Source organism: Pantoea phytostimulans (assembly GCF_046118715.1).
Lineage (GTDB): Bacteria > Pseudomonadota > Gammaproteobacteria > Enterobacterales > Enterobacteriaceae > Pantoea > Pantoea phytostimulans.
Genome location: NZ_CP173698.1, coordinates 2,076,712 through 2,097,182 on the forward strand (window position 1 = coordinate 2,076,712; position 20,471 = coordinate 2,097,182).

Consider the following 20,471-nt stretch of genomic DNA (forward strand, 5'->3'; position numbering starts at 1 on the left):
CTCCTTTCAATGGTCGTTGCTGTGACACGCTTACTGTAACAGCGTGCGCAATGCAGCAGCAGCCTCTGCCTGCGCCAGCGTTTGCTGATCGCCACTGCGCAGATCTTTAATCACCACCTGGCCAGCTTTCACTTCGTCTTCGCCCACGACCAGCGCGACGCGTGCGCCCCACTTATCAGCGCGTGCAAATTGCTTTTTGAAGTTGCCGCCACCGAAGTTGGTCATCAACTTCAGTTCTGGCACTTCATCACGCAGTTTTTCTGCCAGCTGCATCGCTGCTGACTGCACGCCCTGACCCGAAGCGATAACATAGACATCGACAACGCGAGTCGGTTCAAATTCAGGATTAACCGCCTGAACCAGTAACACCAGACGCTCCATGCCCATGGCAAAACCTACGGCTGGCGTAGCACGACCACCGAGCTGTTCAACCAGGCCATCATAGCGACCACCGCCACATACCGTGCCTTGCGAACCCAGGCTATCAGTAACCCATTCAATCACGGTGCGGTTGTAGTAATCGAGACCGCGTACCAGACGCTGGTTAACGGTATAAGCAATGCCTGCATCATCCAACAGCGCACAAAGACCATCAAAATGCGCTCGCGACTCGTCGTCGAGATAGTCGCCCAGTTTTGGCGCATCATTCAGTAATTGCTGGATATCAGGGTTTTTGCTGTCTAATACGCGCATGGGATTGGTGTACATGCGGCGTTTGCAATCTTCGTCCAGCGTCTCTTTATGCTGTTCAAGGAAAGCGACTAACGCATCACGATAATTAGCACGCGCTTCAAGTGAACCGATGGAGTTGAGTTCCAGGCGAACGTGATCGGCAATGCCCAACGCTTTCCACCAACGGGCATTAAGCATGATCAATTCAGCATCGATATCCGGTCCTTGCAGACCAAACACTTCGACGCCCATCTGGTGAAACTGGCGATAACGGCCTTTTTGCGGGCGCTCATAGCGGAACATCGGTCCCATGTACCATAAGCGCTGCTCTTGATTGTAAAGCAAACCGTGTTCGATGCCGGCACGCACGCAGCCTGCGGTGCCTTCCGGGCGCAGCGTCAGACTTTCACCGTTGCGGTCGTCAAAGGAATACATCTCTTTTTCAACCACATCGGTGACTTCACCGATAGCGCGTTTAAATAACGGCGTTTGTTCAACGATCGGCATGCGAATTTCGCTGTAGCCATAGCTCGCCAGAACCTGTTTCAGAACGCCTTCAATCCGTTGCCAGATGGCTGTATCCGCAGGCAGATAATCGTTCATCCCGCGAATAGCTTGAATATTCTTCGCCACGTTAGAATCTCTTAATGCAAAAAAACCTGTGCGGCATCATACCTTATGAGGATGAAACCGCACAGGTTCAGTCAAAAAAGTCACGCGCGCAGCCTGCGCACGCCATTATTTTTCCAGGTGCTGTACGTCAATGCGACGGCTTTCGTCGAGCATTGAGGCTTTAGCGCGAATGCGCGCTTCAAGCTGATCGATCATATCGTCATTGTCGAGACGAACGCGCTGACGCACGCCATCTTCGTAAAAACCACTCTTCTTGCTGCCACCGGTTACGCCAAGCGTAGAAATAGTTGCTTCGCCTGGGCCGTTGACGACACAGCCGATAATCGAAACGTCCATCGGCGTGATCAGGTCTTCAAGGCGTTGCTCCAGCGCGTTCACCGTGCCGATAACGTCAAATTCCTGACGCGAGCAGGTTGGGCAAGCGATGAAGTTAATCCCACGCGAACGAATACGCAGCGACTTCAGAATATCGAATCCGACTTTTACTTCTTCTACAGGATCGGCTGCCAGCGAAATACGCAGCGTGTCGCCGATGCCTTCTGAAAGCAGCAGGCCTAAGCCAATCGCTGATTTCACTGCACCTGCGCGTGCGCCGCCTGCTTCGGTAATACCGAGATGCAACGGTTGTTCAATTTGTTTTGCCAGCAGGCGATAAGATTCAACAGCCAGGAAAACGTCAGATGCTTTCACGCTGACTTTGAACTGATCGAAATTCAGGCGATCGAGATGATCAACGTGACGCATGGCGGATTCGAGCAGCGCCTGCGGCGTCGGCTCGCCATATTTTTCCTGCAGATCTTTTTCCAGCGAACCGGCATTTACACCGATACGAATGGGAATGTTGTGGTCACGAGCGCAATCAACAACCATACGAATACGTTCGTTGTTGCCAATGTTACCTGGATTGATACGCAGACAATCGACGCCATATTCAGCGACTTTTAGTGCAATGCGATAATCAAAATGGATATCGGCGACCAGCGGAACGTCGACTTGCTGTTTAATCAGCTTGAACGCTTCGGCGGCATCCATTGTTGGCACGGAGATGCGAACAATGTCCACGCCTACGCGCTGAAGGGCTTTAATTTGATTAACTGTTGCAGCCACGTCGGTGGTGCGGGTATTGGTCATCGACTGAACGGCAATAGGCGCACCGTCGCCGACTGGCACCTTGCCGACGTAAATACGTTTAGATTTACGACGGATAATGGGTGCTTCGTTATGCATATTTCTTCTCCACAATTGCCCGGTACGCAATACGCTGTTATTGCGCACCTAATGTCAGGCGAGCAACCTGGTTAGTACGGATAAAACGACTCAAATCAACAGGCTGGTTCTGGTATTGCACCTGAACTGCTGATGGCGCGCCAATTTTCAGGCGATACGGCGCAGTTCCGGCAAGGCTAAGTTTACCGCCGCTGCGTTGCAATCCGCTGAACAATTTTTTACCGGTCGCGTCTGTGACTTCTAACCAGCAATCCGCGTTAAACGTCATAACAACGGCATTAGGATCGGTTGCTGGTTCACTTACTGCAGCGGCACCCACCGGCATTTGTGGTGCGGTTGGTGCTGCTGATGTGTTTACCGGCGGCTGGCTAGGTGAAACCACAGCATTGTCTTGTGGCGACGGTACCGTGTTATTCGCGTTAGTCGCAGGTGCAGGCGTATTAGCAACGCTGTTTTCTGTTGCGGCAGGCGCGGTATTGCTTTCGTCTGGTGCGGCAGGCGCAGCGGTGTCATCCGCTCCGCCGTCGCCCGCGTTTTCACCCAACGGGATGGATTGACTGTTGTCACCGTTGCTGCTGCCGTTCTGATCGGCCATCGTGACCAGTTCATCTTGCGACGCTTTGTGGTTTTGCCACCACCAGGCGCCCGTCAGACCCACGACCACAAACAACACCAGCCAGGTGAAGATCATCAACCAACCGTCGCGCTTTTTGCGGCGCTTGCCCAAGGAGAAACTTTGCATCGGTTCGATTTTTGCTGCACGCACCGGCGTTTGTTTCGCCATCATTGGCAGCAATTCCTCTTCAGGAATATGCACCAGACGTGCGTAAGAGCGAATGTATCCGCGCAAAAACGTTGAGGCTAAATCAGCAGGCGATTTATCTTCCTCAATGTCTCGTACGGTAGAAAGTTTCAGACACAGGCGTTCAGCAACGTTCTGCTGCGTCAGTCCCATCTGCTCACGGGCCAGACGCAGGCGTTCGCCTGTAGAATGTACTGCAGAGTTCTCTTGAGTGGCTTCAGTATTCATTAGCTAAATAACGCTGGTACTGTATCGATTGTGGAAAACGTCGCGCTAACTGGTCGCCATAACGAGTAATGTCTGCGGCATTTTCCTGTTGCGCGGCGAAACGTATGTGTAACGCCAGACTGCGTGCCGTTTCTGGCAAACGTTGCTGGTAAATCTCTAACAATAACGGTGCGTTAACCGATTGGTGGGTCTCCACCAGCCTTTCAGCTTCGGCCAACATGGACTCTCCTTTGCCCCGATCCGCATCCAGCGCGTGCAGTATGGCTGAACGTGCTGACTCATCGTCCCCTGCCTGCAGATAACAATATCCCGACAGTTCGAAAGCATCGATGCGGGCGTCTCCTTCCTGCGCATCCATTGCCCGTTTAAACTGTTGATGCGCTTCGTCATACTGCCCTAAAGCGCAAAGAAACGCACCGTAATTGTTAGCAACGTATCCATTCTTTGGTGCCAGCCGCTGAGCCACAAGAAACTGCCTGGTCGCGGCAGCAGAATTTCCCTGTAGCCGCGCCAGTCGAGCCAGCGCCAAAGGCACCCGATAATCACGAGGCGCAGCAGCCTGAGCGCGCAGAAAGTTGCGCTGTGCTGCGGCATAATCTTCTACTGCTAAATAATGCATACCTAACTGTAGACGGACTTCTGCCGCGCCAGGTTGTGGTGTATTGCTGACACAACCGCTTACAACAAACAGCGCCACTAATTTTGCTAACACGCCTGCCGGTAATCCTTTACGCATTTTACTTCCCCCATGTCGCTTGATTAGCTGGCAGCAGCCTGCCACGAGCGACACCAACGGGGAATATTATGCGTCAGGGTTTCAGAGCGCCTTCACAGAGATCAGTTCGCCTGCCATTTTTTTCTTCAGGGTACGTTTGGTACGGTCTATGACTTCACCCGCCAGCTGACCACAAGCAGCATCGATATCATCGCCACGGGTTTTACGCACAATAGTGGTAAATCCGTAATCCATCAGGACTTTTGAGAAGCGGTCAATTCGGCTGTTTGAGCTGCGTCCATAAGGTGCCCCTGGGAAGGGGTTCCATGGAATCAGGTTGATTTTACATGGCGTCTCTTTCAGCAGTGCGGCAAGTTCGTGCGCATCATCAGTGCTGTCATTAACGTGATCGAGTAAGACGTACTCGATGGTGACACGTCCCTGGTTAGCATTGGATTTTGCGATGTAGCGTTTTACCGCTGCCAGGAACATTTCAATGTTATATTTTTTATTGATTGGCACGATATCGTCGCGCAGTTTGTCGTTTGCGGCATGCAGCGAGATCGCCAACGCAACGTCAATCATATCGCCGAGTTTGTCGAGCGCAGGCACCACGCCAGAGGTGGAAAGCGTCACACGGCGTTTAGACAATCCAAAACCGAAGTCATCCAGCATGATTTCCATCGCCGGAACCACGTTGTTCAGGTTAAGCAGCGGTTCGCCCATGCCCATCATCACAACATTGGTGATCGGACGCTGGCCGGTCAATTTTGCGGCACCGACAATTTTTGCCGCGCGCCATACCTGACCGATAATTTCGGACACGCGCAGGTTGCGGTTGAAACCCTGTTGGGCAGTCGAACAGAATTTACACTCCAGTGCGCAACCTACTTGTGATGATACGCACAGTGTGGCGCGATCGCCTTCCGGAATGTACACGGTTTCCACCAGCTGATCGCCCACGCGGATCGCCCACTTAATGGTGCCATCGGCGGAGCGCCATTCTTCTGCCACTTCCGGCGCGCGGATCTCGGTCAGCTCCATCAACTTAGTGCGCAGCTTTTTGTTGATGTCAGTCATCTGCTCGAAATCATCGCAGCAGTAGTGATACATCCACTTCATAACCTGATCGGCACGGAAAGGCTTTTCGCCAAGCGAAAGGAAAAATTCGCGCATCTGCGGACGACTCAGATCCAGCAAATTAATTTTTTGGCTTTTTGGGGAAACAACAATGGGGGATGCGGACGATGGCGTCACAATCTGTTCGGACATAATGTTCTCTGGCCTCGTTGTTACACGTTATGGCTCTGGTTAAGAATAGGTAAAAAATTGCGCCCTCACTAAGAAAGCTTAATGAGGGCGCAATATTGTACAACATCTGCTGCCTGATGCCAGGCGGGATCGAAATCCTTGCGCAGATTTTTGTAAAGCCAGCTATCCGTTTATCGCGAAGCGATTAACGAGTGCGTGGGCAAATTTCGTTTTCGCCGAAGAAGTAAGCGATTTCACGTGCTGCGGATTCTGCTGAATCTGAACCGTGAGTCGCGTTCTCAGTGAAGCTGTCAGCATAGTCTGCACGCAGCGTGCCCGCCAGCGCGTTCGCTGGGTTGGTTGCGCCCATCAGATCGCGGTGACGCTGAACGGCATTTTCGCCTTCCAGCACTGAAACTACTACCGGGCCAGAAGTCATGAACTCAACCAGACCGTCAAAGAAAGGTTTGCCCTGGTGCTCAGCATAAAAACCTTCAGCCTGCTCTTTGCTCAGCTGCAGCATTTTCGCGCCAACGATTTTGAAGCCTGCGCTTTCAAAACGGTTGTAGATTGCACCGATCACGTTTTTAGCGACGGCGTTTGGCTTGATGATAGAAAAAGTACGTTCGATTGCCATGATGACCTCTGTCTTGATGTCCTGAAGAAACCGGGAAGCGCACGCCCCGGCTAAGAAACGGCGCCGATTATAGGGGTTGAGTCAGGCATTGCCTATCAGAGATCCCATAATTTGTTGAAAAATATTGATCTCTGTCGAAGTAATGGCTCAGTAAGTGTGCAATCAGCCGGTTTGCCCTCATTGAACGGTAAAGTTCACCGAGGCGAGTTGACCGGTTTCATCCATCACCACCAATTGATATTCACCCGTGCTGTTCAGGGCCAGCGACTGCGTATTGGTTGGGCTCTCCTCTGCCAACGGCTCACCATTAAGAAACCACCAGCGTTGATTTCCCTGACCGCCTTGCACCGTAACCGGTAAAACCAATGATGTTTTCCCGGGCAGTGGCTGCACGCTCTGCCCCTCAATCACCCCGGTTAAAATCAGCGGCAGCACATTTCCCTGCTGTAGCGGTGGGCATTGCAGATCAATAGGCGGCAACCTTTGGCTGCGACGCTCAGCTTTTGCCAACCATGGCTCCAGCGGCAGCGGCCACATAATTTGCTCGTGAGGTGTGGCTTGCGGACAATCCGCAGCAACACGTAATCCTTTGGCATTTTGCCAGTAGCGCAGCCGCAAACCGCTAAATCCCTCCTGGCCGGGCGCAAGCAGCGTGGGTGGCAGCGTATTATCCAGCACCCAGCTTTGTCGCCGTTGTCGGCAGTTTGTGTCACCCGCCGGTAAAGGTTGTCCGCCAGGCCAGCAAATGCTCGCGCTGCTGACGGAGGCAGGACGCGGATCGCCCGGTGCGCGGTTGCCCGATAAGCGGCTCATCAGCACGCTATTCACCTGATTCAGTATCGGAATGGCGGTGGCAACGCCATATTGTCCTGCAACCGGGGTTGCATCGGGCCGTCCAACCCAGATTCCGATTAAATAACGTGGATTAATGCCTATCGCCCATGCATCACGATAGCCATAGCTGGTGCCGGTTTTCCACGCCAGCGGCACCACATCCGTCACAGTGCCATTTCCCGCAGGTTGTGCTTCACCGGCCAAAATGCGCCTTACAATCCATGCCGCGCCCGGCGAGAGCAAGGGACGCTCATGCAAAGGCTGATCCGCCAGCCAGCGCAAATTTGCCGCATTGCCATGACGAGCGAAAGCGCTGTAAGCCGCCAGCAGTTCATCCATGCGCGTGCCAGTACCGCCAAGGATCAGCGAAAGATTGGGTTCTGCGGCGGGCGGAAAGCTCAAATTCAATCCTACGTTGCGCAAACGCGCAGTGACATTTTTTGGCCCTAGCGCTTCCAATAGTTGCACTGCTGGCAGATTGAGCGAGCGTTCCAGCGCGTCACTGGCGCTGACCGGCCCATGAAACCCGCTATCAAAATTGCCGGGGCGATAGTTACCAAAACGGCGAGGAACATCCTGCAACAGTGATTCCGCATGGATCAATCCGTCATCCAATGCCATGCCATATATAAAGGGTTTGAGCACCGATCCTGGCGAACGCACGCTGGAAATCATATCCACATGGCCAAAGCGGCTGTCATCGTTGAAATCGACTGAGCCAACGTAGCCACGCACCTTCATCGACGTATGATCCACCACGAGCATCGCTAACGAACTCCGGGGCGGCAGTTGCGCTTTCAGGTTTTCTGCCACCCTCTCCAGTTCACGCTGCAATGCGGGATCGAGGGTTGAGACGATTTTGTTTTCGTGGGTTTGCGATAGCAAACGTCGCGCCAGCAGCGGCGCCATTTGTGGCATTTGGCGTGGCGGCAGCCAAACCGCTTCCTGCCTGATTTCTGCCACCTCTTTTGGGGTCCAAACGTGGTATTCAGCCAAACGATCCAGCACTTTGTTACGCGCTTTTTCTGCACGTTGCGGCCAGCGATCGGGACGTAAACGGCTGGGCGCCTGCGGTAATACCGTCAACAATGCCGCTTCGCCTTTGGTCAACTGTGAAGGCGGCTTACCCAACCAGCTCCAGCTTGCCGCACCCACACCTTCTAAGGTGCCGCCGAAGGGTGCTCGGTTGAGATAAAGGGTTAAAATTTCCTGTTTAGAGAGATGCCATTCAAGCTGCACGGCACGCCACGCTTGAATGATTTTGCCACGCAGGGTACGCGGTTGAGGATCGACCAATCGCGCTACTTGCATCGTTAAGGTGCTGCCACCCGAGATGATTTCACCGCTGGAGAGATCTTGCCAGGCGGCACGAATTAACGCGAATGGATTGATACCCGGATGGTGCCAGAACCAGCGATCTTCATAAGTCAGTAGCGCTTCTACGTAAGCGGGCGCGACATCTTCCGGCGTGACGGGATAGCGCCAGATGCCCTGCCGATCGGCAAAGCGCCACAGCGGCGTGCCATCTTCCGCCACGACGACACGTGCAGGTTGCACCTGATGCAAGGGAAGAGGGAATAACCGATCCAACGCCAAAGGAAGCGCGAATAATGTCAGAAAAAAAAGCGGCAGCCCGAGCCACCGCTTGTTGAAGTGCACGCGCTTCACCCGCACGCATCCTGCTTAACGCACATGAAGCATCTCTGCCGTATTGCCCACCGCGCGCCATTCCGGCACATACATTGATTCCACCTGCGGCGGCGGCATTTTATAGCGGCCTGGCGTAACGGCACGTGCCAGATAGATCAGCGTGGCAGGCCGATAGGTATCCACAGCCAACGCCGCCACGAAGCGATCGTCACGAAACTCAATGTGTTTGATGTCTACCTGCTGCATATCCATCATGCTCTCCTTGAGAGCATCGGCGCTGTCGCCGAGGCTGGCACTGCTGTCAGCGAGGTTCTGATTCTCCAGTTCCAGACCCGCAGGCAACATATCGACCACCAGCGCATCGTTAACGCTTTTCTTCGCCGACACGGTTAAACGCACCATGATTAATTCACCGCTGCTCAAATTGTCGAGATTGGCGGCTTTGCCGTTGAGTGTGAAATACTCGCGCTTGATACCCAGCACGTTACTCATCGGTGCAGGCGATGAAGCGGGATACCCCACCACGTTGAGACTGGCATACAGCGGCGAACGACTTTCATTGCTAACCTCCACGCCACGCATCAGCTGCGTTTCATTCAGTGCGGTGTTCAGCAATCCGTCACTGCTCAGCGGTTCCCGATGACCGGTCAGTGTCGCCTGCCATTGGTCACCTTTACTGTTTTGCAGCGTTCGTGCCGCCAGGAACAACGCATTATTTTCTTGTGTAGAGAACCAGCGCTTGCCATGAACCGCTTTGGTCAGCGCCAGCAGCAGCGTGTTTTGTAAATCCGGTTGGAGATTATTTTCCGCCAGCAAAGCGATCATTAATGCGCGGTCGCGAACGTCACTGCCGTAATCACCAAATCCATCATTGTCTGGACGATTCATCGCAGCGCCCTGCCCAATGGCCAGCTGCGCACGCTGTTCATCGCCCATCAGTTTTAACGCAATACCCAATTGCATGAGCGCCAGCCCTGATTTCGCCTTGTCGCGTTTTTCATATAGCGCACGCAACGCCCCTAACGGCGCTTTCTGCTGCCGCGCCAGCACCAGTCCCGCGTATGCCTGAACGCTAAAACGCAGCGCCTCAACGTCATTGCTCCAGCCTTTGTCAATTTGTGACGGATCTTGCAGATAGCGCAGCAGACGCTCATCGGCGCGGGCGATGACACCTTCTGGCAGCGCATACCCCGCTTCGTTGGCACGCAATAAAAAGTCAGCGACATACGCTGTCAGCCAAAACTCCTCTTCGCTTTGTTTGCTCCACAAGCCGAAGCTGCCGTTGGGCCGCTGCATTCCCGCCATGCGAGCAATACCGGTATCAATGGCGGCACGACGCGCATCGTCGCTGCTGCTTTTGATGCCCATTGCCATAAGTTGCGCATGGCGGGTAAATACCGACGGCCAGATTCCGCTGGCGGTTTGTTCCAGGCAGCCATAAGGATAAGCGTACAGCTCGCTGATGTAGCTGGCGATGTTCAGCGGTGGACGATTGCTGAGCGACAATCTGCCGCTTAAGGTCTCTTTCTCCATTCCGCTGAACGCAGTTGCCATCACTTGCCACGGATGATTGGCCGTAATCACTGCATCGAAATTCAGTGTTTCCGCTGGATAAGCGGGCCGCACGCCTATTTTCCACTGCTGCTTGCTGGACTTGAGATTTTCACCCGGCAGATTCAGGCCAGACACTTCAACGTCTACGCTGCCATCACCAAAGCCGTTCAGCGCTTTAACAGGCACTTTCAGCGTGGTTCGCGCGCCTTTCGCCAGCGTCACGTTTTGTGTCACCGCGCCATTCAATGCAACCAATCCGTTGGCAGAGAAATTCACTTTTAACGTTTGCGGGAGATCGGTGAGATTAGTGATATCCAGCGCCAGGTTCGCTTGGTCGCCGCCCGCCAGGAAGCGCGGTGTGGCGAGTTCGGTAATAAGCGGTGCAGCGACCACCAGCTTGCGCTCTGCTGCGCCAAAACTCTCCTCACTCCAGCCTTGGACCATCAGGCGCAGCTCACCGTTAAAGGTTGGAATCGGCAGTTCCAGTGTGCCTTCCCCCTTTTCATCCAGCGTGACCGCCTGTAATTGCTGCGCCACAATATTGACCTGTGTGACCGGCTTTTTGCCGCCGCGCCGCATGGCATCTTCGCTGGCATCGCCGCCGAAGCGTAATGCCGCCAGCCGCCCTCCGCCTTCAATCAGCTGGCCAAATACATCATATTGATCGGCGTTGTAACGTTTACGGCCAAAGAAGGCGTCCCACGGGTTCGGGGTTGAATAATCCGTGATGCTGAGTACGCCGCTATCCACGGCCGACAGCAGCAGATGAATCTGCTGTGGTAGTGCGCCACCTTCCCGGCTGGCTTTTATGTTGATTTTCACCGTTTGATCGGGACGAACCTTGTCAGGTGCGTCGAGTGCCAGCGTTAAACGCCGCGCTTCTGTTGCCATGGGTAAATGCAGTAAACCCACCGCGCGTTTTGGCGTAGCACCGCTGACTTTATCCCCTTCACGCACCACGATGGCGCTGAGATAGAGATCGTGGCGCTGCCAGCTTTTATCGATGGGCACAGCGAGGGTGGTACCGCCAGCGGGAACATCCAGTGCCTGCCACCAAAGCGTGCCACTGCTCGATTCAACCAACAGATAACCTTTGCCCGCTGCGGGCGATTCCACCTGTATCTGTGCAGTATCTCCCGGTTGATAAGCCGCTTTATCGAGCTTCAACTTGACCTGATCCGGGCGTAATGCGCCAGTGCCGTTGGTGTTATCCTGCCAGCTGTAACCGGCCTGGAATCGCACGCTACTAACAATTTTCTCACCGGCCTGCACTTCCAGACGATAGGCGCCCCACTCCACCGGGAAACTGACTTTGCTGCTGCCGCCAGCAGGAATCGTGATGCGCTGTTCATCTTCCTGCAGATCTTTTTGATCGAAGCGTGATTGCCAACCTTCGCTGTCGGAAAAGCTCCAGTAATAGTCGTGGCGTTCACGAATGAGTCTGACATCCAGATTGTTTACGGCGAGCTTTTCACCCTTGCTGTTGGCATACAGGATATCAAACTCGGCCTGGCTATTTTCTGGCACCGTGGGTTCGTCGTGGTAGCTGTCGTTGCGGTAGTCATAGACTGCTTTGCTGCTGAACAGCGGGCGAATACCCGGCAGCGTATCGGCTGGCCAAATCGCCTGGGTTACACGACGCGTGACCGGACGACCACCGGTTTCAAGCAGGCTGGCTTGTAGAATCAGATTGAGCGGCGAATGACTTTCTGCCCACTGACTTTCAACCGCCAGTTGCGCCTGACCTTTTGCATCCAGCTTGAGGTCGACGTCACCCAGGCTGCGCGTTAATTCCTTTTCGGTGATATCACCAAACTGATAACCTGGCAGCGCAGCAACGGCTTCACGTGCCGGACGAAGATAAAGCTGGCCTTGCAGCTGATTTCCCGCGGCGGGTGCGCCATAAAGATAACGCCCAGCAATATCAAAAGTAATGTCAGCATCAGCGTGTTGCGGCTGATCGCTGTTTTTCAGAGTAAGCGCCATGCGCTCTGGCAAAAAATCCTCTACCTGAAATTTCCACTGTCGCGGCAAATTGTCACCGGTATTCAGGCGCAATGACCATTCGCCGGTCATCGCAGAGGCTGGTAACGTCAGACGCTGTTGGTAAAAACCCTTTTCCGTCTGCCAGACAAAGCTGCGCGACACTTCACCATCCGGTTGCAGCAGCTCAGCTTTGATGGGCTGCGCGGGCAACGGATTGCCATCAACATCACGCAGCAGAGCGTTAACTATCACCGTTTCGCCTGGACGATACAGATCGCGTGGCCCAAAGACGAACAGCTGTTTTTCGTAACCTTGCGGCCCGGCGACAGGAAATTCAGCCAGATCGAGCGCCGGGCGAGTGAGATCAATTAATGAAGTCTGTTCACCCAGGGTGGCGAGCAGCAGCTTGCCTTTGGGTTGAGCTTTGAAGCGTAAATGCCCGTTATTATCGCTCTCGCTTTTTTCCAGTTGCTGCCCTTTCTCATCCAGCAACTGCACGCTGACGTCTGAAAGCGGTGCGCCAGTTTCCAGGCTTTGGGTAAAGAGATCATACTGCGTAGGGAAACGATGCAGCGACAGACCAATATCGCTGAGCGTAAACAACGTGGCGGGCGTGCTGTAGTGATAACTGCCAGCCTGTTTCATCACCGCCAGATAAACACCCGGCTGCTTGAGAGCAGCCACGTTGCTCAGCGGTAGCTGCAATTTTTCACGTGTATTGCGTGCTGGATTGAGATCAAAGCGGCCGGTATAGACCAAATCTGCGTTTTTCAGTAAATCGTCAGATTGCCAACTCGACAAGTTGCTGCCGTAATTCCACTGAGCCAAAAAATCCGCCAGCGTGGCGTTTTTAACCCGGAAAAAATCCACATCAACGCGCGCAATATTTAGCGCAAGAACCGGTAAACCTTGCGTCAAACGCAGCGGCAACAATGAACCCCGGCTGGCAAATCCCACCATCGGTTGAATAACGCGGGTGGTAAGCTTTTGCGAGAAAGGCGCGCTAAGGCTTTCACCGCTGGCGGCACGCAGCGCGGCATCGACCTTCAGTGACAGCTTACGGGAGGGTTCAGGGTGACGAAAACGCAGCGCTTTACGGTTGTTTGAAAGCTCCCAACCGCCGTCAACTTTTCCGCGTTCATCATCGGTCAGTGTGACCAGGCGAGAGAAATCCTGCTTTTCATCGAGCGGAGCATTGAAGGTCAGCACTAACGTCGCTGCGCCGTCCAGCTGTAATTCAGAGAGATCACTCACCTGAAGCGGCTTGGCTAGCGATGTTGCCGTCACCGACTCAGCGGCAACAGCTGAAAAAGAAGTAAGCGCTGCGGTACTCAGCAGTACACTGCTCAACAGCATGCTGAGCAGCAGCCGGTTAATGCGTTTGTTCATGGTAAATCCTTCACCCAGACCCAGAAGAGGTTGTAAATAACGCTGCGCAATTTCACATCAACGCCGCCATTTAATCAACGCTTTCCCTTGAGATAGCGCGCCCATTACCGGAAACTGGCTCTTCCTGAATCTTGAGAAGAGGTTGCTATGACAGCTCCCCTGTTTGTATCCGCTGACTGGTTGAATGAACATTACACCGACAAAGACCTGCAAGTGCTGGATGCGCGAATGCTGCCGCCAGGCATGGAGGCGGTGCGGGATATTCAAGCCGAATATCTGACAGGCCATTTACCTGATGCGCCTTTTTTCAATATTGAAGCGCTCTCCGATCACACCAGCCCCTATCCGCACATGATGCCGCGCGCCGAAGGTTTTTCAGTGGCGATGCGCGAACTGGGCGTCAGCAGCGATAAACATTTAGTGGTGTACGATGAAGGCAACCTGTTCTCGGCACCCCGTGCATGGTGGATGCTGCGCGCTTTTGGCGTACAGCAGGTTTCTATTTTAGCGGGCGGTTTGCAGGGCTGGAAAGCGGCAGGCTTCCCGGTAGAAGCCGGCCCGGTTACGCTGCCAGAAGGCGAGTTTGAAGCCACCTACGATGAAAGCCAGGTTAAGCGTTTGAATGATGTGTTGCTGATCAGCCATGAAGGCGGTGCGCAGATTGTCGATGCGCGAGCCGCGAATCGCTTCAATGCAGAAGTGGATGAACCGCGGCCCGGACTGCATCGTGGTCATATCCCGCGTAGCCTGAATGTGCCGTGGAACAATCTGGTGGCGAACGGCGAGTTAAAGCCGGTAGCAGAGCTGCGCGACCTGTTTGTCAAAGCGGGTGTGGATATTGAAAAACCGGTGGTTGCCAGCTGTGGATCGGGTGTGACTGCGGTGGTGGTGATTCTGGCGCTGACTGCGCTGGGTGCGCGTAATGTCGCGCTGTATGACGGTTCGTGGGGCGAATGGGGCAGCCGCGACGACTTACCCATTGAGAAATAAACGTATTAATTGAAAAAGTGCGGCCTGTTTAACGATAAACAGTGCCGCACTTTTTTTAGATAATACGCTGGCTGCCCTTGAAGTCGCGCAGGAAACTGCCCCAGCGACGTTCATAAAATGGCGTAATGTGGGCGGTAAAAAAGTGGCTGATGCCGCGATCGTCCAGCGTCACTTCGCAAATATCGATGGGCGCATCATCCGGTAAGGTATCAGTCGCTACGCTGCCTGCAGCCTGAATGATGGCGTCAATATCGCTTTCCGCCTCGATGCCAATCAGCAGATTTGGCTCTTCTTCCGCACTTTCACGAATGCTGGCGACAAAGGCGCGTCGCACCTGTTTGTACTTGCTGAACAGCTGCGTCAGAGAATCGATCATCTGCGCAGGCGGTTCCGCCACTTCTGATAACAGCAGCGCATGCCCGCCTTCCAACACTGTTTGCTGGCTCAGCGCATCGCCCTGCTCGCCCAACAGATGGCTGATCTCAGCCGCAGAAAACTCTTTACCGCTCGGCAATTTTGGGTTCAGAAACAGCGCTTCGCCACGTGTCATTTCGAACAGCGTGCGAACCGGCAAACGCAGATAAGCTTGTTCAGCACTGATGGCTTCGCTCATCGCGTGTTCAGAGGTAAAAAATGGAATGACGCTGCTGCCATCTTCTTTTTCCCAGTGCTGCAAATCGACCGGTGTATTGGCATCCAGCTGCTGTGCAGTGCTTTCACCCGGCACCCAGGCATCTGCTTCCAGCAATAACTGGAAAAACTCGGGACGATGCGCAGGCTCGGTTGCCGCCAGCTTCAGCACTTCTTCAAGACGATTCATAATCTACTCTCAAAAAAGCGGCGGCCTGTTTGCCGCCGCTGGGATCGTTTACTTCAGTAACAGGTTTGCCAGCGTACGTACGCCAAGACCGGTTGCACCCGCAGACCACTGATCCACTGCGGCTTTGCGATAGGTGGCGGAGCAGTCAATGTGCAGCCAACCTTGCTGATAATCGCTGACAAAATGCGACAGAAAAGCAGCCGCGCTGCTGGCACCCGCAGCATGTGCTGGGCTGGCAATATTGTTCAGATCGGCAAAGTTTGATGGCAAATGGCTACGATGGAATTCTGCCAACGGCAAGCGCCAGAACGGCTCGTTCTCACTGACTGCGCTGCCCATCAGCGACTGCGCCATGACATCATCAAAGGTAAACAGGGCGTGATAATCGTTGCCGAGCGCCGTCTTCGCCGCACCGGTCAGCGTTGCCGCATCAATCAGTAAAGTCGGCTTTTGCTCGCTGGCATCAATCAGGCCATCGGCCAGGACCAAACGCCCTTCCGCATCGGTATTCATGACTTCAACGGATTTGCCGTTACGATAGCGAATGATATCGCCCAGTTTGAAGGCATTGCTGCTGACCATGTTATCCGCGCAGCAAAGATAGAGTTTTACGCGCTTATTAAGACCGCGTGAAATGGCCATCGCCAGCGCGCCAGTCACCGTTGCCGCACCGCCCATATCGGATTTCATTGAGTCCATGAAGCTGCTCTGCTTCATGCTGTAACCGCCAGTATCAAAGGTGATACCTTTGCCGACCAGACAAGCGTAAACCGGTGCTTTGTCGTCGCCGGTTGGGTTGAAATCCAGGGCAAGAAAAGCGGGTGGGCGATTTGAACCGCGCCCAACCGTATGCAAGCCCATGTAACCTTGCTCGCGCAGATCCTCGCCTTTGGTAATGCGATAGCTAACAGCATCGCCGCCTACTTCACTGATCAAATCCACTGCGCTGTGCGCTAAATCTTCTGGCCCCAACTCTTCTGCTGGCAGGTTAATGGTGTCACGTACCCAATCAACGATTTTCAGGCGGCGAGCAAACTCAGCTTGCTCATGCTCACCCAGTGTCGGCCAGTCAACCTGACGTTTGCCTTTTGGTCCACGATAGCCTTGCCAGAAAGCCCAGCACTGTTCGAGGTGCCAGCCCTCACCGACCAGCGCGACATGGCGAACGCCCTGACCATCAATTTTGCGTGCGCCGCGTTGAATCGTCATCAGCGCATCCGCGCCGGTAATATGCAGCGTCATACCGCTGTCGTTGCTGGTCAGAATGGCTTTTTCGCCCCAGCGCGCATCGGCGGGCTGGTTGCTAAGAGTGATGTTCATCGGTTGCGTGGTCATCGCGAAGCTCCGTATACGTTATAAGTGTCATCCAGGCAAAGTGTAGGTACGGCCTGTGAAGGTGTTACATGGAATGTGCAGACAATCCTGATAACAGATTATTTCAGGCGATGCCAGCGCATCCTGGACAATAGCGCCCTTTCCAGAATCATGCGGCTTAACGATTAGCGTGCAGCAGAATTCAAGGCGCGCAGACGTGTGACCGATTTTTGCACCAATGCGATGGCGTAATCGATCTCTTCTTCAGTGGTAAAACGGCCAAGCGAAAAGCGCAGCGAACTGTGTGCAAGTTCGTCGCTCAGGCCCAAGGCTCGCAGCACGTAAGAAGGTTCAAGACTGGCAGAAGTACAGGCTGAACCCGAGGAGAGCGCCAAATCTTTTAGGGCCATGATCAACGATTCGCCATCAACATTGGCAAAGCTGACATTAAGGATATTGGCAGAACTTTGCTGCAGATCGCCGTTGAGGTAGACATTATCGAGCACGCTAAGCCCTTGCCATAAACGATCGCGCAGTTGCTGCAAACGCGCCATCTCTTGTTCACGCTCTTCATGGGCGATACGGTACGCCTCACCCATGCCGACAATCTGGTGCACCGGCAACGTTCCCGAACGCATACCGCGCTCATGACCGCCGCCATGGATCTGGGCCGCAATTTGAATACGCGGTTTACGCCGCACGTAGAGCGCGCCAATGCCTTTCGGGCCGTAGATTTTATGCGCTGAAAAGGACATCAAATCGACGTTTAGTTTGCTGAGATCAATGGGCAATTTGCCGACGCTTTGTGTGGCATCAACATGAAAGAGAATATCGCGCTCACGACACAACTCGCCCATGGCAGCGATATCCTGAATGACACCAATTTCATTATTGACGTGCATGATTGAAACCAACACGGTGTCATCACGCAGCGCCGCGCGCAGCGCATCCAACGTGATGATGCCATTAGCGGCAGGCGTTAAATAGGTCACGTCAAAGCCTTCGCGCTCAAGTTGTTCACAACTGTCGAGCACCGCTTTGTGTTCCGTTTTGCTCGTGATGATGTGTTTGCCGCGCGCCTGATGAAAATGGGCAGCGCCTTTTATGGCGAGGTTATCTGATTCAGTCGCGCCGGAAGTGAAAACAATTTCACGTGGATCGGCATTAACCAGTTCCGACACTTGATTGCGCGCAACGTCGACCGCTTCTTCAGATTGCCAACCAAAACGGTGAGAACGCGAGGCCGGATTACCAAAAGTGCCGTCCAGCGTCAAAAATTGCATCATTTTGCTGGCCACACGCGGATCGGCCGGCGTGGTTGCGGCGTAATCCAGGTAAATCGGTAATTTCATTGCGCTACAGCTCCGTATAAAAATTCATACGTATTTATAGCAGAAACGGCCCTGACCGCGTTAGCAGTAAGGGCCGAAGAGGCAGGGATTAAGAGGCGCGCAGGTTAACGTTAATTTCCTGAGCACGCGGCTTTTGGAAGCGACGGTTGTCATTCGCATTTTGACGATCGGCAACATCAAGGATTTCCTGATTGTTGACCAATTCAGCCAGCGTAATGTTGTTCAGGAACTCACTAATGCGCACGCTCAGATCGCGCCACAGAACGTGAGTCAGACAACGCTCGCCGCCCTGACAACCTTCTTTGCCCTGACATTTAGTGGCATCGACAGATTCGTCAACCGCCGTGATCACTTCGCCTACCGCGATAGCATTCGACTCTTTACCAAGCAGATAACCGCCACCCGGGCCGCGAACACTGGCCACTAAGCCATTTTTACGTAAACGCGAGAATAACTGCTCCAAATACGACAGCGAAATGCCCTGACGCTCAGAAATATCAGCTAGCGGAACCGGGCCTTCATGGGAATGAAGGGCAACGTCCAGCATAGCAGTAACGGCATAACGTCCTTTGGATGTCAGTCTCATAGCGTACGACCTCAATAGCGTCCGGTTATCGGAGGATTAGCGAAAGATGTCCGAAGTCTGACATTCCCGAGTAAATTGGTCAACTATTTAACCGAGTATTTTAGTCAAGTATTTAACCAAGTAATTTACTCAACTATTATCGTCGCCATCCTTGCTGTTTTTACGCTTCTCAAATGAAGAAAGCATGCCGCGCAAAATATTGAGCTCATCACGTTCTGGACGCGCACGGGTATAAAGGCGACGCAATTTGCTCATTACCTGGCCCGGATTGGCTTCACGAATAAAGCCGCTGCGCAGCATCATCTGTTCCATGTGCTGATAAAAGCGCTCAAGATCGTCGACCAGCGGATAAGGTGACGCTTGATACTCTGGTTTTGGATCGGCTTTTTCTTGCGCCTGCAGCCATGCCATGCGCACTTCATAGGCGATGATCTGTACCGCCATCGCCAGGTTCAGTGAGCTGTACTCAGGATTAGCCTGAATCGCGACGTGATAATGGCATTTTTGCAATTCGTCGTTAGTTAGCCCCACGCGCTCACGACCAAACACCAGCGCGACCGGCGCTTGCTGGCCCTCTTCCACACTTTTGATGCCACATTCGCGCGCGTCGAGCATTGGCCACGGCAGCGAACGTGAGCGTGCGCTGGTGCCAACAACAAGGCTACATCCGGCGATCGCCTCGTCGAGCGAGTCAACGATTTTGGCTTCGCCAATAACATCGCTGGCGCCTGCGGCCAGGGATATAGCTTGGGAATCCGGCTTCACCAGCGGATTAACCAGATAAAGATTCGTTAAACCCATGGTTTTCATGGCGCGCGCAACGGAGCCCATGTTGCCGGTGTGGGAGGTTTCCACCAGCACAATTCGAATATTTTGCAGCATAATTGGGATTGGTCAGAAAATGATGGCGCTCAGCCTAACATAAAAACAGGACATTTACCGAACACGCTGATATACTCCGCGCCGTTTTCCCCGTTCTTTAACATCCAGTGAGAGATACCGATGCATCCGATGCTCAACATCGCCGTGCGCGCAGCGCGCAAGGCCGGAAATTTAATTGCCAAGAATTATGAAACCCCGGACGCCGTCGAGGCTAGCCAGAAAGGCAGCAACGACTTCGTTACCAATGTTGACCGCGACGCAGAACGCCTGATTATCGAAGTTATTCGTAAATCATATCCGCAGCACACCATTATCACCGAAGAAAGCGGTGAACTGGCGGGCGAAGATCAGGACATTCAATGGGTAATCGATCCGCTGGATGGCACCACCAATTTCATCAAACGTCTGCCCCACTTCTCTGTGTCTATCGCTGTGCGCATCAAAGGCCGCACCGAAGTTGCCGTGGTTTACGATCCAATGCGCAATGAGCTGTTCAGCGCAGTACGTGGTCAAGGCACACAGCTTAATGGATATCGTCTGCGCGGAAGCATCGCTCGCGATCTGGATGGCACTATTCTGGCAACCGGCTTCCCGTTCAAACTGAAGCAGCACGCGCCAACTTACATGAACATCGTTACCAAACTCTTTACTCAGTGTGCCGATTTCCGTCGCACCGGTTCAGCTGCGTTGGATTTAGCGTATGTTGCAGCAGGTCGCGTTGATGGTTATTTCGAGATCGGCCTTAAGCCGTGGGATTTCGCAGCAGGCGATTTGCTGGTCCGTGAAGCAGGCGGTTTGGTCACGGATTTCACGGGTAATCACGGCTATCTGCACTCAGGTAACCTCGTAGCGGGTAATCCTCGTGTCGTAAAAGCGATGCTTTCCTCTATGCGTGAAGAACTGAGTGAAGCGCTGAAGCGCTAAAAGCAGAGATGTATCGCGCGACAGC

15 protein-coding genes are annotated in these 20,471 nt (G+C 53.7%); 2 read left to right on the plus strand and 13 right to left on the minus strand.

Annotated elements, in window-relative coordinates:
* Positions 1–30 precede the first annotated feature (30 nt).
* From hisS to ACF2G4_RS09665, 8 genes are all read right to left on the minus strand, one after another.
* Positions 31–1,305, minus strand: a complete 1,275-nt coding sequence (gene hisS, locus ACF2G4_RS09630; RefSeq protein WP_243077406.1) for a histidine--tRNA ligase — start codon at positions 1,303–1,305, stop codon at positions 31–33.
* A gap of 105 nt (positions 1,306–1,410) precedes the next feature.
* Complete coding sequence (gene ispG, locus ACF2G4_RS09635) at positions 1,411–2,532, minus strand: flavodoxin-dependent (E)-4-hydroxy-3-methylbut-2-enyl-diphosphate synthase (protein WP_243077405.1); 1,122 nt, start codon at positions 2,530–2,532, stop codon at positions 1,411–1,413.
* A gap of 37 nt (positions 2,533–2,569) precedes the next feature.
* Complete coding sequence (gene rodZ, locus ACF2G4_RS09640) at positions 2,570–3,562, minus strand: cytoskeleton protein RodZ (protein WP_215845865.1); 993 nt, start codon at positions 3,560–3,562, stop codon at positions 2,570–2,572.
* Complete coding sequence (gene pilW, locus ACF2G4_RS09645; RefSeq protein WP_409074740.1) at positions 3,552–4,298, minus strand: type IV pilus biogenesis/stability protein PilW; 747 nt, start codon at positions 4,296–4,298, stop codon at positions 3,552–3,554. Before pilW ends, rodZ begins: the two co-directional genes overlap by 11 nt.
* Positions 4,299–4,379: 81 nt before the next feature.
* Positions 4,380–5,549, minus strand: a complete 1,170-nt coding sequence (locus ACF2G4_RS09650) for a bifunctional tRNA (adenosine(37)-C2)-methyltransferase TrmG/ribosomal RNA large subunit methyltransferase RlmN (protein WP_215845863.1) — start codon at positions 5,547–5,549, stop codon at positions 4,380–4,382.
* Positions 5,550–5,733: 184 nt separating this feature from the next.
* A complete protein-coding gene (gene ndk / locus ACF2G4_RS09655) occupies positions 5,734–6,165 on the minus strand; it encodes a nucleoside-diphosphate kinase (protein ID WP_003848684.1) in 432 nt (143 codons plus the stop codon).
* A gap of 177 nt (positions 6,166–6,342) precedes the next feature.
* Complete coding sequence (gene pbpC, locus ACF2G4_RS09660) at positions 6,343–8,667, minus strand: peptidoglycan glycosyltransferase PbpC (RefSeq protein WP_409074741.1); 2,325 nt, start codon at positions 8,665–8,667, stop codon at positions 6,343–6,345.
* Between the two features lie 15 nt (positions 8,668–8,682).
* Complete coding sequence (locus tag ACF2G4_RS09665) at positions 8,683–13,578, minus strand: alpha-2-macroglobulin family protein (protein WP_409074742.1); 4,896 nt, start codon at positions 13,576–13,578, stop codon at positions 8,683–8,685.
* Between the two features lie 147 nt (positions 13,579–13,725).
* Between ACF2G4_RS09665 and sseA the strand changes: the two genes are divergently transcribed.
* A complete protein-coding gene (gene sseA, locus ACF2G4_RS09670; RefSeq protein WP_332625208.1) occupies positions 13,726–14,568 on the plus strand; it encodes a 3-mercaptopyruvate sulfurtransferase in 843 nt (280 codons plus the stop codon).
* 55 nt (positions 14,569–14,623) lie between these two features.
* On the opposite strand, the gene sseB is transcribed toward sseA, so the two are convergent.
* The 5 genes from sseB to trmJ form a co-directional block, all read right to left on the minus strand.
* Entirely contained in the window at positions 14,624–15,388 is a 765-nt protein-coding gene (gene sseB / locus ACF2G4_RS09675) for an enhanced serine sensitivity protein SseB (protein WP_215845861.1), read from the minus strand.
* Between the two features lie 48 nt (positions 15,389–15,436).
* Positions 15,437–16,723: an aminopeptidase PepB gene (gene pepB / locus ACF2G4_RS09680; protein WP_215845860.1), complete on the minus strand. Its 1,287-nt coding sequence runs from the start codon at positions 16,721–16,723 to the stop codon at positions 15,437–15,439.
* Between the two features lie 164 nt (positions 16,724–16,887).
* Positions 16,888–18,054 carry an IscS subfamily cysteine desulfurase gene (locus tag ACF2G4_RS09685; RefSeq protein WP_409074743.1) on the minus strand — a complete coding sequence of 389 codons (1,167 nt, stop codon included), beginning with the start codon at positions 18,052–18,054 and terminating at the stop codon, positions 16,888–16,890.
* An 88-nt stretch (positions 18,055–18,142) separates the two neighbouring features.
* Positions 18,143–18,640, minus strand: a complete 498-nt coding sequence (gene iscR / locus ACF2G4_RS09690) for a Fe-S cluster assembly transcriptional regulator IscR (RefSeq protein ID WP_215845858.1) — start codon at positions 18,638–18,640, stop codon at positions 18,143–18,145.
* Between the two features lie 129 nt (positions 18,641–18,769).
* Positions 18,770–19,522 (minus strand): tRNA (cytosine(32)/uridine(32)-2'-O)-methyltransferase TrmJ, encoded by a 753-nt coding sequence (gene trmJ, locus ACF2G4_RS09695; RefSeq protein WP_215845857.1) that lies wholly within the window; start codon positions 19,520–19,522, stop codon positions 18,770–18,772.
* 120 nt (positions 19,523–19,642) lie between these two features.
* Between trmJ and suhB the strand changes: the two genes are divergently transcribed.
* Entirely contained in the window at positions 19,643–20,446 is an 804-nt protein-coding gene (gene suhB / locus ACF2G4_RS09700; protein ID WP_215845856.1) for an inositol-1-monophosphatase, read from the plus strand.
* Positions 20,447–20,471: the final 25 nt, after the last annotated feature.

What these genes read in the sequence shown, in the direction of transcription:
- pepB (WP_215845860.1), bottom strand. Translation starts at nt 16,723, where the DNA reads ATGACCACGCAACCGATGAACATCACTCTTAGCAACCAGCCCGCCGAT.
- pilW (WP_409074740.1), bottom strand. Translation starts at nt 4,298, where the DNA reads ATGCGTAAAGGATTACCGGCAGGCGTGTTAGCAAAATTAGTGGCGCTG.
- ispG (WP_243077405.1), bottom strand. Translation starts at nt 2,532, where the DNA reads ATGCATAACGAAGCACCCATTATCCGTCGTAAATCTAAACGTATTTAC.
- trmJ (WP_215845857.1), bottom strand. Translation starts at nt 19,522, where the DNA reads ATGCTGCAAAATATTCGAATTGTGCTGGTGGAAACCTCCCACACCGGC.
- ndk (WP_003848684.1), bottom strand. Translation starts at nt 6,165, where the DNA reads ATGGCAATCGAACGTACTTTTTCTATCATCAAGCCAAACGCCGTCGCT.
- ACF2G4_RS09685 (WP_409074743.1), bottom strand. Translation starts at nt 18,054, where the DNA reads ATGAAATTACCGATTTACCTGGATTACGCCGCAACCACGCCGGCCGAT.
- sseA (WP_332625208.1), top strand. Translation starts at nt 13,726, where the DNA reads ATGACAGCTCCCCTGTTTGTATCCGCTGACTGGTTGAATGAACATTAC.
- ACF2G4_RS09665 (WP_409074742.1), bottom strand. Translation starts at nt 13,578, where the DNA reads ATGAACAAACGCATTAACCGGCTGCTGCTCAGCATGCTGTTGAGCAGT.
- rodZ (WP_215845865.1), bottom strand. Translation starts at nt 3,562, where the DNA reads ATGAATACTGAAGCCACTCAAGAGAACTCTGCAGTACATTCTACAGGC.
- ACF2G4_RS09650 (WP_215845863.1), bottom strand. Translation starts at nt 5,549, where the DNA reads ATGTCCGAACAGATTGTGACGCCATCGTCCGCATCCCCCATTGTTGTT.
- suhB (WP_215845856.1), top strand. Translation starts at nt 19,643, where the DNA reads ATGCATCCGATGCTCAACATCGCCGTGCGCGCAGCGCGCAAGGCCGGA.
- iscR (WP_215845858.1), bottom strand. Translation starts at nt 18,640, where the DNA reads ATGAGACTGACATCCAAAGGACGTTATGCCGTTACTGCTATGCTGGAC.
- sseB (WP_215845861.1), bottom strand. Translation starts at nt 15,388, where the DNA reads ATGAATCGTCTTGAAGAAGTGCTGAAGCTGGCGGCAACCGAGCCTGCG.